The sequence below is a fragment of the Cupriavidus sp. GW823-FHT07A04 genome (genome assembly GCF_058794615.1).
On record NZ_JBXAHA010000002.1, the window covers coordinates 378,608 to 391,903 of the forward strand.

Below are 13,296 nucleotides of genomic sequence, written 5' to 3' on the forward strand. Positions count from 1 at the left end.
TCCCGTGCACCGGGCGGCCGCGTGCGCGCCAGGTTTTGCTGGCCAGGCGCACCGTTGCAGTGCGGCAGCCGCGTCAATGCCGCCCCGGACGAGGCTGGGAGAGACGCTGAATTCGTGCCGGTATCTGCATTTTTATCCGTCATCTGAAATTTCACAAGATTTACAGAGAGATTTTTATGCAAATTCCACGCCAGCGCTCTAGTGGCATTCCCTAGGGCCGCCATGCCCGGCCAGGGCAAGGGGCCGTCCGCGGCGAGCCCCTTGCCTCACATCATCGACGGCAAGGCCGATGCGTACAATGCGGGGCAGTCCATCCAACTGTTCAACCGGCTTCTCCGCCGCAGCGTACGCCATGCCCCGACCGCGCGACCATGCCATCCCCGCCGGCAGCGGCAAGCCTGCCGTCAGGCCCGCACCCAAGAGCACCAACCCACTCGACTACCAGCAAACCGCCCGCCCCGCGGCGGTCATGCCCAAGGAATTCCCGGACGGTTTCGTAGTAGCTGCGCACCGGCACGAACGCGCACAGCTGATCTATGCTGTGGCCGGGGTGATCGAGGTGGCGGCGGGCCACGCCCTGTGGCTGCTGCCAACCCAGCGTGCGCTATGGATGCCGCCAGGCATGGAACACGGCATGCGCGCCCGCGGTGCCGTGTCGCTGCGCACGCTCTATATCCACCCGGAAGCCCGTCCCGGCGCTACGCCGGCGCAACCCCGGCTGGTCAATGTGTCGCCGTTGCTGCGCGAGCTGGTCGTGCGTGCGGCAGCGCTGCCGCTGGACCACGCACCGGGCGGCCGCGAGGACCGGCTGATGCGCGTGCTGCTGGACGAACTCGAATGGTCGCCGGAACAGCCGCTGCCGTTGCCGGCTGGCGAGGACCGGCGCCTGGCGCGCATCTGCGACGCCCTGCGCGACAACCCCGCCGACGCGCGCACGCTGGCCGAATGGGCCCTGGAGGCAGGCGCCTCCAGCCGCACGCTGGCGCGCCTGTTCCAGGCACATACGGGCGTGTCCTTCGTGCACTGGCGCCAGCAGGCGCGGCTGCTGTACGCACTGCCCCGCCTGGCCGCCGGAGAACCCGTCGCAACCATCGCGGCGGAACTGGGCTACGACACGCCCGGCGCTTTCGCCGCTATGTTCCGCCGCTATACGGGCACCACGCCCAGCCAGTATTTCAGGATGTCCGATCCGGCGTAAAGAGTGGCCCGGCCGGCGCAGACGCACCGCCTGGCCGGGCGTATCGTGGCGGGCATGCCCTTTCGCTACAGGCTACAGGCAACGGGTATGGCACGATAACCAGGACCAGGACATGACACGTTCAGACATCGAATTCATCTCCGAAGGCGCCACCCTGCGCGGGTGGCTGTACGCACCGGAGGGCACATGCACGGGCCCCCGCCCCGCCATTGTGATGGCCCACGGCTTTTCCGCCGTCAAGGAGCAGTATCTCGACCGCTACGCCGAGATGTTCGCCGCCGCGGGCTTTGCCGTACTGGTCTACGACCACCGGAACTTTGGCGCCAGCGACGGCACGCCCCGGCAGGAAGTGGACCCGGCCCTGCAAAGGCGCGGCTACCGCGATGCCATTACCTGCCTGTGCAGCCGCGATGATGTCGCGCACGAGCGCATCGGCATCTGGGGCACCAGCTACAGCGGCGGCCATGTGATCGAGGTGGCGGCACTCGACCGGCGCGTGCGCTGCGTGGTATCGCAGGTGCCGCAGATCAGCGGCCATGCCTCCGCGCTGCGCCGCACCCGCGCCGACCTGGTACCGGCCGCGCTCACGCGCTTCGAGGCCGACCGGCTGGCGCGCTTCCGGGGCGAACCGCCGGCCATGCTACCGGCCGTCAGCGCGGACCCGGCCGCCGCCTGCGCCATGGGTGGCGCCGACAGCCACAAGTTCTTCACGGACACCGCCACCTTTGCGCCGGCCTGGCGCAACGAGGTGACGCTGCGCAGCGCCGAACTCGCGCGCGAGAACGAGCCCGGCATCCACATTGCGCGCATCAGCCCCACGCCGCTGCTGATGATCGTGGCCGACCGCGACCTGCTGACCGCCACCGACCTGTGCCTGGCAGCCTATGAACAGGCCTTGCAGCCCAAGCAGCTGCTGATGATTCCGGGCGGGCATTTCACGCCCTACCTGGAACAGTTCGAAACCACCAGCCAGGCTGCGCGCGACTGGTTTGTACAGCATCTCAGGCCGCAATCTCCGGCCATGGCATCTCAGGCCAAGCATCTCAAGCCATAAGGCGGCTGCGCAGGATTGCCAGGCAGCCTCGGAGCGCCCAGCCATTGCGAAACGCGGCTGGCCGGCATGGCGCGGGAATCGGCGGCAAGCCTTCGCCCTCCCCGGCGTAGCCGGCAATTGATGGAAACCGCCGACGCCGGGCAGCGGGCATGCCGCCCGGCACCGGGAGCCGCCTTAGACCTTCGGCGGGTTCAGGGTCGGATCCAGCAGGGATCCGGTGGCATTGTTGAAGACAGGCACGGTTGCCGCCCAATCGTTCACGAAACCATAGGCAGCGCCACTGACAACACCGGCGATGCCGCCAACGATAAAGCCGACACCCGCCGACAGGATGCCCAGACCCAGCAGGCCACCCGAGCTGCCGCCAGTCACGGCGCCCTTGTATACGCCCTGGACCAGGCCGGCAATGCCGCCCAGGACTGCGGCACCCGTGCGGGAGGCGAAGCTGGCGCCCGAAACCTGGTCAAGTTCCATTACGGTCAATTCACGCATTGATTTATTTCCTTGTTGCTGATTAGTGATCGCCAATCATTCCGGGCCGGATTGGCTTCGGCCATCTTGCCGGCATCGATCGCCGGCAGAATTGCTGCCGGCATGCCCACATCCCGTCGCGGGATTCCATCGCCGCCCTTCGTGCCATGAGGCATGCAAGCTCGAGCCCTGCCCTTGCCCGTTCAGCACGGCCTGGCACCCGGGCACACCTCGGGACCGCTGGCGAAACCAGGCTCGGCATCAGACGGGCGCCGAGGGAGAAAATCGCCTTTGGCACTCAGGCCGCCAGCGCCCCGGATTGCTTCGGTATGGTTCCGCTTGCACAGTGCTCAACGCCATCAAACAGGCTTGCTGATCAACTCGCCCGGAGCGGCGTCGATCTCCCCCTGCATGGCTGATTGTGCGGGCAGCATCTCCGGCGCCAGCGCACGTACCGCGCCTCGCTCCAGCACGATCACCCGGTCCGCGCTGCGGATCGTCTCCGGCCGGTGCGCTATGATGATTCGCGTGACCCTCATGGCACGGATGGCCTGGTTGATGCGCTGTTCGCACTCCACATCCAGGTGACTGGTGGCTTCATCGAGAATCAGGATGGACGGCTTGCGGTAGAAAGCCCGCGCCAGCAGCACGCGCTGGCACTGGCCGCCCGACAGCGATGAGCCCATGTCTCCCACCAGGGTCTGATAGGCCATCGGCATGGCGGCAACGTCATCGTGGACCTGGGCCAGGCGCGCGGCTTCCTCGATGCGTGCCATGTCCGGCTGCGGATCGAAGAAGCCGATGTTTTCGGCAATGGATCCGGCAAAGAGAATGTCGTCCTGCATCACGCAGCCGATCATGTCGCGGTACTGGTGCAGGCCCAGCTTGCGGATGTCGACGCCGTCGGCGCTCACCGCCCCTTCCTCGGGTACCAGCAGGCCCAGCAGCACCTTGGCCATGGTCGTCTTACCCTGTCCCGATGGCCCCACCAGGGCAACGGACTCCCCTGGCGCGATCGAGAACGTGCAGCCGTCCAGCACCCACGGCTCGGTCTCTGCGTAGCGAAAACGCAGGCCGCGCACGTCGATGGCGGGCGAGGCCACCAGGCCTTCGGCCGCTGCCGGCGGACGTAGCGTCTTCGTTTCCATGTCGCTCTCGACGCAGGTCAACACGATGTCGGCCAGGCGCTCGCCATGCAGGCGCAACATGCGGAAATCGATGACGGTGTCGATCAGCCCGGACGCCCGGGACGAGAACTGCTCCGCGAAGCTGACGAAAGCCACCAGCATCCCGGCGGAGAACTGGCCGTCGAGCACCAGTCGCGCCGCCAGCCACACCAGCACGACCCGCCCGGCACCGGAGATGATGCCCTGCAAGGTCGAGAAGCTGATCGAAAGCCGCTGGATCGCCACGTTCTTGTTGGTGGTGTCGACCACGGCGTTGGCGTAGATGGCAACGCGCACATCCTGCTTGTTGCTCAGCTTGATCGCCTGGACGCCGCGGATCGATTCCAGCAAGTTCGACTGGGCGCGTGCCGCATAGACGATCTGGTCCTCGTTGGCCTGCCGGAACGGACGGTAGGAGACCCAGCGGATCAGGGCATAGGTGGTGAAGAGTCCCAACTCGAGCCAGGTCAGCATCGGGCTGTAGATGAACAGCATGAGGAGCGTCACGATCGCCATGACGCCGTCGAGCAGCGTGCTGACAAAGCGCGTCGTGAGCGTGCTCTGGATGGTGCCGATCGAGCCAAAGCGCGACACCACGTCACCGATATGGCGCTGCTCGAAATACGACATGGGCAGCTTGAACAGGTGCGAGCAGAGGTTGGCCGTCCACTGCACGTTCAGCAGGCTGGAGAACCATGTCAGCACCCATGCGCGCAGGGCAGCGATGGCATTCTGGAACAGCACCACCATGAGGAAGCCGATGCCGAGCAACGTCAGCAGGTCGACGTCGGCCGACACCAGCACGTGGTCCATCACCCATTGCATATAGAACGGCGAGACGATGCCGAAGACTTCCAGGGCGACCGAGAGCAGCAGCACCTGGAAGAACGCGGCGCGGATGCCGGCCACGCTGCCGATCAGCTTCAGCATCGAGATGGATTCCTTCTCGCGGGTACGCTCGAAGGTGGGCGATGGCAGCAATTCCAGCGCCACGCCGGTGAAATGATCCGACGCTTCGGACAGCGGTACGTCGAGTATGCCGCGGGCGGGATCGTGGATCGTGATCTTGTTGCGGCCGATGCGCTTCAGGACCACGAAGTGATTCAGGTCCCAGTGCAGGATACAGGGGCGCCGCAGCTTGACGAGCTCGCCGAGCTCGAGGCGCAGCGCGCGCGAGGCCAGTCCCAGGCGCGAGGCCACCAGCATCACGTCGGCCAGGGTTGCCCCCTTGAGCGAGGGGCTGAAGCGGCGGCGCAGGCTGACCAGATCGATCTCGCGGCCGAAGTAGCCGGCGACCATCCCGACGCATGCCAGGCCGCATTCCGCCGCCTGGGTCTGGAGCAGCACCGGCAGGCGCTGGCCCCAACCGAACTGCAGTGCTTTCATAAAACTCATGATCCGAGCGATTCCAAGGTGATTTGACGCATGGCGCGATGGCGGAGGATCGTCACGATCCGGCGCGGCGGCCCAGGGCATACAGCGGCGCCAGTACCCACTCGATCAGGCGTCGCCTGTCAAGCAGCACGTCGGCTTCGAGCGCCATGCCGGGCTTGAGCGGCTCATGCTTGCCATAGGCCTGGATGTCCTGCCGGTCCAGCGCGACAACCACGCGGTAGTGCTGTTCCTGCACGTTGCCCTGTCCGGTGAGATTCGCGACCTCCTTCGGCGAGAGCGCGGTGCGCGACACTTCGGTCACGCGTCCCGATTGCTGGCCGAACTTCTGGTATGGATAGGCCTGGTAGCGCAGCACGACAGGCGCGCCGGGGCGGATGAAGCCGATCGCCCGGCTCGGCACCATCAGTTGCGCCTCGAGCTGCGCGCCCTGCGGCAGCAGGGACATGACGGTCTGCCCGGCATTGACGATCTGCCCCGGTTTCGCCAGCAGCGCGCCCACCACGCTTGCCCGCGGCGCGCGCAGGATCACCGAGCGGCGCGACTCGTTCTCGGCCGTCGCCTGGTCGATATCCGCGAGCTTGCGTGCGATCTCGTTGCGCTGGTTGCTCATATTGAGCGGCAGCTCGCGCTGCCGCTGGCGGACCTGTTCGAGCTGTTGCCCGATGTCCAGCCGGTGGCGGACAAGCTCCTGCAGCCTCGCCTGGGAATCGATCAGCACGCCCTCCTGCTGCTCCACCTGGCTATTCGAGGCATAACCCTCGGCCCGCATGGACTGCAGCTTTTCGAGCTGGCGTGTGGCCAGGTCGGCCTGGCGGGTACGCTGTTCCTTCTGCGCCTGGATCTGTGCGAGCTGCTCGCGCAGCATGCCGGCTTGCATCTGCAGGCCGCGCTGCGCCTCGCCAGCCAGTTGCAACTGGCTGGCGAGGTCGATCTCGAGCTTGGAACGCTGCAGCTTGAGCTGCGTGCCGATGTGCTCGCGCGTTCCGCCCAGTTCCGTGGCCACTTCCGCGGAAACCACCATCAGCCCGGCGCCCTCTTCCACGGACTGGCCTTCACGCACGCGGGTCTCGACCAGGGTGCCGGTGAGCGGTGGCGTGATACCGAACAGGCCTTGGGCTGGCAGCAGCTGGCCGAGGACGCGCTCGCGCTTGGTGTAGGTGCCGAACACCAGCAAGCCCGCGATGGCAGCCGCCAGCGCACCGGCCACGCCGATCATCAGCCACCGGTACGGCGGGGAATACAGGCTGACCGCGCCCATGAGCCTGTACTTGCTCGCGTCGAGCGCTTCTTGCCGGAACAGCGAATCAGTCATTGCAACGTCTCGACATTGAGTCAGGATTGAATAGCGCGCGGTGCCCGGCGCGCCAGCGTCTGCCGGCCGATGCTCACCCCTTGTGCTGGTGGCATGCCAGCGCGGCGGCATCGCCCAGCGAGCCGAGCGCGGCCGACAACTGCAGGCGCGCGCGCAGGTGCTTGTAGCGCGCGGAGGCCAGGTCACGTACCGCCTCGAAGTAGCGCTGCTGCGCATTCAGTTCGTCGATGTTCGTCCGCATGCCCACCTCACGGCCAAGGCGGGTCGACTTGACCTTGCCTTCGGCGGATCCCAGCGCACGCTGCCGTGCTTGCACCAGCGCGCCACCGTTCGTCATGCCGAGATAGGCGGCACGCGCGCTCTCGCGCGCCCTGCGCCGCGCATCTTCGAGCGCGTCGCGGGCCTGGGCGCGGCGGCTGTAGGCCTCGCGCCCGGCCGAGAGTTGCGCGCCGCCGGCAAACAGCGGAATGGTGATCGTCACGCCGATCGTCGACGAGCGCGTCTTCGAGGTGGTGCCGAAGATCGCATCGAGCCTGTTCTCGCCGGCACCGTAGCTCCAGTTCGTGCCGTAGGATGCCTGGGCGCTGACGACAGGCAGGTTTGCGCCCACGGCAGCGGCGACGTCGGCCCCGGCCTGCTCGGCCTGCTGCTCGGCAATGCGCACCTCCAGATTGTCCCGGGCGGCTTCCTCCATGGCAGCCTCCATGTCGGCCGCCATGGCCGACGGCATGCATTGCAGCCCGACAGCTTCGACTTCGTCCGCCGACAGGCCGGTCAGCCTGCGGTACGTGCCGCCGGCAATCTCGAGATCGGTCAGCGCAGCCACTGCGCTGGCAAGCGCCAGGTCCAGGTTGGCCTGCGCCTCGTCCACGTCGGTCCGCGTACCCTCCCCGAGCCGTAGCGCGGCTGTTGCCTGGTCGAGCTGCTTCTGGAATGCCAGCTTTGCCGACACGGCCGCCTGCAGAACCTCGCGCTGGTACAAGACATCGAAATAGGCATCGGATACGCGGACCATCAGGTCCTGCTGCGACTTCTCGAACTCGATGTCCGCCAGGGTCGCCAAGGCAATGCCGCGCTTGACGTCGGCAAAGCGCGGCATATCGAAGATGGGCTGCGTCACGCTGGCGGCAATGCTGTGCCGGCGCACGGCGGTGGCATAGGCCGCCCCGGGCTGATCCTGCTTCGCGTAGCTGCCCTCGAGCTGCGCGCGCGGCAGCAGGCCGGCGATCCCCTGCCAGCGCTTCTCCCGGCCAGCCATCCGGGCATTGCCCGCGGCGGAAAAACCGGCGTCGAAACCTCGCGCCGCATTGATTGAATCCAGCAAGGTCACCGCGTGCGAGACCTGGGCACTTGCCAAAACACAGGGAAGAACCAACAGATCAATCAACTTCATCTTCAACATCGGCGCCCGATCCTCTCCAATCCATTGGGGAGCTTTTTTCAACATGAAACAAAGCGGTCCTGAGCAGGGAGGAACAGCGAATCCGGATCACGAAATGATCCGCCTGCGCAACGGTGTGCGCCTGCAAGGGCGAGGTCGCGGACAGGACAAATGGTACGTTCCGTGCCGTGCAACGACGCCAGGGCTGCAGCCTGGAGCATTTGCCGCGCAGCGGCGATCGCCACCGGATCCTCGCACCAGACTCGTTCCTGTCGCATCTGCATCGCGCTGGCTTAAGGATCGGACGATAGCAGGGATCGTCGATGAAAAAACCAGGATTAATCTGATTCTTTCAATCCTAAATCTGAGAGAGGCCGACATTTCCAAACTCCATGATGAGTAGTCGGAGTCGGGGGCTCACACCCATTATGGGATCCGCGCAACGGCATTTTCTATACCTGGCGGCGGGCGCCCGCGCCCGCCACGGCGCCGAGACACCCGCGGGGTTCGGAAATCAGCGTGTCGCCCACGTGGGCGCCATGAAAGCAAGGCCTCGGAATTCCCGCCCGCCTGCTGCCCCGATTGCGAAACGCCGCGCAGCCGTGGCGCGAGTGACTGAGTGACGCAGCAGCCGCGCGCGCGTTGTGCCATGCCCGCCGGTTGACGTAATGCGCTTCGCGAGCAACCATTGAACCATCCGCCCGATCCACCTGGATCCGGAGGACATGGGCCATTAATCCGCGCGGCGATCGGCGAATGGACGTTGGCAACACCGCCGCCCGCAATCCCGGCCCTGGACATCAGTTGGCGTCACGCCGCATCGGAGTCGTGGCGCTGCGCTTGCGGCTTTGACCTTGACACCGGCAACCAAGGCCCCTCACCCCACCCCCAGCCGCCCGGCAAGATCCACCAGCGCCGCCGCGCAAGACACCTCCGCCTTCAATGCCAGCAACGCATCCGCGCGCGTCTGCCCGAGATTGACCGCAGCGACCGGCTTGCCAAGCTTGCCCGCTGCGAGGCAGAAGCGATAGCCGGAGAACACCGTCAGCGACGACCCGATCACCAGCAGCGCATCGGCCCCCTCCAGCGCCTGCATGGAAGCGTCGACGCGCTCGCGCGGCACCGACTCCCCGAAGAACACCACATCGGGCTTGAGCACGCCGCCGCAGTGCCCGCACGCGGGAATGTGCACGGCCTCGAAACTGGCCAGCTCCAGGTGCGCATCGCCATCGGAAGCCGGCAGCGCGCGCAGTTCCGCCAGCGCCGGGTTGTCCGCCTCGAGTTGCGCCTGCAGCGAAGCGCGCGGGCGGCGCGTGCCGCATTGCAGGCAGATCACGCTGCCCACATGGCCATGCAGCTCGATCACGCCGGTGCTGCCAGCGCGCTGGTGCAGGCCGTCCACGTTCTGGGTGACAAGCTGGCGCACATAGCCAGCCGCTTGCAGCTGAGCCAGCGCGAAGTGCGCGGCGTTAGGCTGCGCGTTGGCCAACACCGGCCAGCCCAGCATGCTGCGCGCCCAATAGCGCTGGCGCACCGCATGCGAGCGAAAGAAATCCTGCGCCTGCACGGGCGGCGTGCGCTGCCAGTTGCCCTGCGCGTCTCGGTAGCCGGGAATGCCGGAGTCGGTGCTGATGCCGGCCCCCGTCAGCACCAGCAGGCGCGGATGGTCCCGCACGAACGCGTGGAGATCGGCCAGCAGGTTCCGGTCGGTGACGGTCAAGGGGAGCTCCTTGTCTTGTGCGCGTGGCGTGCGGGGGGCGTGCGTGGCGTATCAGCCGGATCAGAAGCTGGGACCGCCCGCGCCCGCGGCGGCATCGGCGGTCTGCCCGGCGAGCGCCAGCCAGGCCTTCAACTCGGCGCGATACTGCTCCATCGCCGCGGCGTGCAGGTCGAAGATGCAGGGATCGCAGCCATTGCCGCAGCAATCATTGATATCCGGCGTGGGCGGCGCTACAGGCTTGGGCGGCAATGCTTGCGCTGCCGGCTCCGGCGTAGCCGCCGTTTCTGGGGTGCGTCCTGCGGGGGACGCCAGGTTTTCTACCGACACCATCGACTCCAATTGAATTGCACGATCAGTATACGGCCGGCGCGCGCGCGCCGCTGCCGATGCCACTGGCCAGCCATGCCTCGAATGCCTCGCTGCCCGGCTCCCCCGCTACCGCCGCGTAGACCACCAGCCGCAGGTGACGCTCCTCGTCCGCAGTGAGCGTGGCATGCTCGCAGCGCACCGTGCCCACCGCATCCAGCCACAAGGCCCGGATGCCGGTGCAAACGCCCTGCACATCGTGCTGGCGCCACCATTGCCTGAAATCCGGCGCTGCGCGCTCCAGCTCGTCCACCAGCTCAAGCAGGGTCGGATCGTCCGGTGCGCGGGCCAGGTCGAGGCGAAAGCTCGCCAGCATCTGTGGCGCCTGCGCCTCCCAGCCGGCAAAGCGCTCGCGCATGGCCGGGTCCAGAAAGATCATGCGCAGCATATTGCGATGGCCCGGCGCGCAAGCGCCAAAGCCGAACACGCGCTCGGCCGCCGCGTTCCACGCCAGCACATCCCAGCGCAGGTTGAGCACATAGGCAGGCCGCAGCGGCAGGTCGTCCATCAACCGGCGCACCAGCGGCGGCACCGTGCACCAGGTGCGCCCGCTCTCGGCTGGCGGGCGCTGGTGCGCCAGCAGAAACAGGTGGCGCCGCTCGGCGGCGTCCAGCCGGAGCACGCGCGCCAGGTTCTCCAGGAACGCCGCCGAAACGCCGATCTCGCGCCCCTGCTCCAGCCAGGTGTACCAGGTCAGGCCCACGCCGGCCAACGCCGCCACCTCCTCGCGGCGCAGGCCCGGGGTGCGGCGCCGGCCGGCGCTGGGCAGGCCCGCCTGCGCAGGCGAGATGCGTTCGCGCCGCTGGCGCAGGAAGTCCGCCAGCGCAGCGCGGGTACGGTCTAGGGTGCGTGGCGGCATGAAATTAGCGGCATGGCGTTAGCCTGTTGCCTGATGTAATAGCATAATTAGTTAAATTGTAATACTTTAACGAGCAGCTGAGAATGCGGGCCTAAGTATTCAACAGGATCCCCCATGCCCTCTCCAAGCGCCTTGCCCGTGCTGTTCGTGCTGTTGCTAGGCGGCTTTGTCACCGTCTTCGACCTGTTCGTGGTCAATGTGGCGATTCCTTCCATTCAGGCCGACCTGGGCGCCAGCTTCGGCGAGATCGGGGCAGTCGTGGCGGCCTACGAACTGGCCTACGGCGTGCTGCTGATCACCGGCAGCCGCCTGGGCGATCTCCACGGCCGGCGGCGGCTGTTCGCGCTCGGCATGGCAGGCTTCACGCTGGCCTCGGCGCTGTGTGGCGTGGCCCCTACCGCGGCGCTGCTGATCGCGGCGCGCGTGCTGCAAGGCGGCGCCGCCGCGCTGTTGTTCCCCCAGATCTACGCCGTGATCCGCGTCAGCCTTGACGAGGCCGCGCGCCGCCGCGCCTTCGGCCTGCTCGGCATGACGCTTGGCCTGGCTGCCATCGCCGGCCAGGTGCTGGGCGGCCTGCTGGTGCAGAGCGACCTGTTTGGCCTCGGCTGGCGCCTGATCTTCCTGATCAATATCCCGGTGGGCGTGGCAGCCATGCTGGCCGCGCGGCGCATCCCCGAATCGCGGGCCATGGCAGCGCCCGGCTCGCCCGCAAGCGGGCTGGATTGGGCCGGCGTGCTGCTGGCCAGCGCCGGGCTGACGCTGCTGCTGGTGCCGCTGCTGGAGGGCCCCGCGCGCGGCTGGCCGGGCTGGGCCTTTGCCTCGCTGGCGCTGGCCGCCGCCTTGCTGGCCGGCTTTGTGCGCTTGGAGCGGCGCCGATCCGCGCCGTTGGTGGACCTGGCCCTGTTTGCCCAGCGCCGCTTTGCCCTGGGCACGCTGGTGGTGCTGCTGGTGTACTCCACGGCCAGCGCGTTCTTCCTGTGCTTTGCCCTGCTGTTGCAGGCTGGGCTGGGCGTCGGCCCGCTGCTGGCCGGCAGCGTGTTCGCGCCGGCCAGCGTGGGATTCGTTGCCGCGTCGATGTGGGCGCCCCGGCTGGTGGGGCGCTTCGGCAACGCCGTACTCGCCGTGGCGGCCTTGCTTTACGCCACGGCGCACACCGTCCTGACGCTCCAGGTGGTGACGGCAGGCGCCATGCTGGTGCCCTGGCATCTGGTGCCCGCGCTGATCCTGTTCGGCCTGGCCCAGGGCATGCTGATGACGCCGCTGCTCAATCTCGTGCTCGGCCTTGCACGCGAGGCGCAGGCCGGCATGGCGTCCGGGCTGGTGTCGACCATGCAGCAAGTGGGCGGCGCATTCGGCATCGCCATCGCGGGCATGTTCTTCCAGCAGGCGCTGCAAGCCGAAGGCGGCATCGGCAGCGCGCAACGCTATGCCCACGCGTTTGCCGGCGCGATGGGCTACAACCTGGCGGCGGCGCTGCTCTGTGCGCTGCTGTTGCTCGCACTGGCTCGGCCGCTAGCCCGCCCGGACGCCGCGGCCCAGGCGGCACGCTGATCAGCCGCCCGTGCCGGGCGAGGGCTTGCGGGCCTCCAGCACCGCCCGCAGCCGCGTCACCGCCTCAGCCGACTCGGCCTCAATGCGCTTGCGCAGCACCAGCCAATTGGTCAGCGCAAACAGCAGGTTCGGCGCGGGGTAGCTGAATTCGCGCCGGAAGTGCGTGCCCTGCGGCGTCTGGGCGAGCGTGTAGCGGACCGCGCCCGCCTCGCGCCCATCGATGGTGCCCTGGATCATCCAGGCCGAGGACGGGCTGCGCTCCACCGCGGTCCACACCACCTGGCCGCGCCGCCCGGCTACCGAGAACGTCTCGGTGACCTGCTCGCCGGGCAGGAGCGAATGACCGGCCGAGGCGCCAGTCACGGCGAGCGAAGATGGATGCCAGTTGGGCCAGTTGGCGGGCGTGGAAACGTAGTCGAACACCACGGCATCAGGCTGCGCGATCGTCACCTCGTTGACGATATGCGTGACGGCGCGCCACGACCGCGGCAAGGGGAGCAACAGCACGGCCGCCGCGCCCGCCAAAACCAGGAACCCGACGAACAGGGTCCGCCGCTTGTGGGTCCGCCTTCTGTGGATTCGCCGCCTGCTCATGGTGGGGGCCTGGACTATCAATGCGCCGACGGGCTGCGGTAAGGCCTGCGGCCCTCTCCGGCTAGGGTGGCCGAAGTGCTTTTAGCTTTTAGTGTAGTCAGCTTTGATCGCCGCGATGGCTCGGCGAATCACGCATGCAAGACGCCCTATCACGGGGACGGCCACCTCGCCCATCCCATGAAATGCTTACCCCCAATTGGCCGTATTCCGGCCATTGGCTGGTTGCTAT

General features: G+C 67.4%; 12 protein-coding genes. 4 read left to right on the top strand and 8 right to left on the bottom strand.

Features of this window, described 5'->3' with window-relative positions:
- Positions 1-352: 352 nt before the first annotated feature.
- Together AC1Q7Q_RS05055 and AC1Q7Q_RS05060 are read left to right on the top strand one after the other, a co-directional pair.
- Positions 353-1,198 carry an AraC family transcriptional regulator gene (locus AC1Q7Q_RS05055; protein ID WP_492375184.1) on the top strand — a complete coding sequence of 282 codons (846 nt, stop codon included), beginning with the start codon at positions 353-355 and terminating at the stop codon, positions 1,196-1,198.
- Between the two features lie 112 nt (positions 1,199-1,310).
- The gene (locus tag AC1Q7Q_RS05060; protein WP_492375183.1) at positions 1,311-2,252 is read left to right on the top strand and encodes an alpha/beta hydrolase; all 942 of its coding nucleotides are present in this window, start codon (positions 1,311-1,313) and stop codon (positions 2,250-2,252) included.
- 174 nt (positions 2,253-2,426) lie between these two features.
- Here the strand turns inward: AC1Q7Q_RS05060 and AC1Q7Q_RS05065 are convergent, their stop codons facing one another.
- The 4 genes from AC1Q7Q_RS05065 to AC1Q7Q_RS05080 form a co-directional block, all read right to left on the bottom strand.
- Positions 2,427-2,744, bottom strand: coding sequence for a hypothetical protein (locus AC1Q7Q_RS05065; protein ID WP_492375182.1), 318 nt, complete (start codon positions 2,742-2,744; stop codon positions 2,427-2,429).
- Positions 2,745-3,082: 338 nt separating this feature from the next.
- Positions 3,083-5,284: a peptidase domain-containing ABC transporter gene (locus AC1Q7Q_RS05070; RefSeq protein WP_492375181.1), complete on the bottom strand. Its 2,202-nt coding sequence runs from the start codon at positions 5,282-5,284 to the stop codon at positions 3,083-3,085.
- A gap of 52 nt (positions 5,285-5,336) precedes the next feature.
- Positions 5,337-6,596 carry an HlyD family secretion protein gene (locus tag AC1Q7Q_RS05075; RefSeq protein WP_492375180.1) on the bottom strand — a complete coding sequence of 420 codons (1,260 nt, stop codon included), beginning with the start codon at positions 6,594-6,596 and terminating at the stop codon, positions 5,337-5,339.
- A 73-nt stretch (positions 6,597-6,669) separates the two neighbouring features.
- A complete protein-coding gene (locus AC1Q7Q_RS05080; RefSeq protein WP_492375209.1) occupies positions 6,670-7,926 on the bottom strand; it encodes a TolC family outer membrane protein in 1,257 nt (418 codons plus the stop codon).
- Here AC1Q7Q_RS05080 and AC1Q7Q_RS05085 point away from each other — a divergent pair.
- Positions 7,904-8,380: a hypothetical protein gene (locus tag AC1Q7Q_RS05085; protein ID WP_492375213.1), complete on the top strand. Its 477-nt coding sequence runs from the start codon at positions 7,904-7,906 to the stop codon at positions 8,378-8,380. The genes AC1Q7Q_RS05080 and AC1Q7Q_RS05085 overlap by 23 nt on opposite strands.
- Positions 8,381-8,854: 474 nt before the next feature.
- On the opposite strand, the gene AC1Q7Q_RS05090 is transcribed toward AC1Q7Q_RS05085, so the two are convergent.
- Genes AC1Q7Q_RS05090 through AC1Q7Q_RS05100 form a run of 3 tightly spaced genes read right to left on the bottom strand, consistent with a single transcriptional unit; the run spans position 8,855 to position 10,922 of the window.
- Positions 8,855-9,697, bottom strand: coding sequence for an NAD-dependent protein deacetylase (locus tag AC1Q7Q_RS05090; protein ID WP_492372174.1), 843 nt, complete (start codon positions 9,695-9,697; stop codon positions 8,855-8,857).
- A 60-nt stretch (positions 9,698-9,757) separates the two neighbouring features.
- On the bottom strand, positions 9,758-10,027 hold the full coding sequence (locus AC1Q7Q_RS05095) for an oxidoreductase-like domain-containing protein (RefSeq protein WP_492372173.1): 270 nt from the start codon (positions 10,025-10,027) through the stop codon (positions 9,758-9,760).
- A gap of 22 nt (positions 10,028-10,049) precedes the next feature.
- Entirely contained in the window at positions 10,050-10,922 is an 873-nt protein-coding gene (locus AC1Q7Q_RS05100; RefSeq protein WP_492372172.1) for a helix-turn-helix transcriptional regulator, read from the bottom strand.
- Between the two features lie 114 nt (positions 10,923-11,036).
- On the opposite strand from AC1Q7Q_RS05100, the gene AC1Q7Q_RS05105 reads away from it, so the two are divergent.
- Positions 11,037-12,473: an MFS transporter gene (locus tag AC1Q7Q_RS05105; RefSeq protein ID WP_492372171.1), complete on the top strand. Its 1,437-nt coding sequence runs from the start codon at positions 11,037-11,039 to the stop codon at positions 12,471-12,473.
- Here the strand turns inward: AC1Q7Q_RS05105 and AC1Q7Q_RS05110 are convergent, their stop codons facing one another.
- The gene (locus tag AC1Q7Q_RS05110) at positions 12,474-12,998 is read right to left on the bottom strand and encodes an SRPBCC family protein (RefSeq protein ID WP_492372178.1); all 525 of its coding nucleotides are present in this window, start codon (positions 12,996-12,998) and stop codon (positions 12,474-12,476) included.
- Between the last annotated feature and the right edge of the window lie 298 nt (positions 12,999-13,296).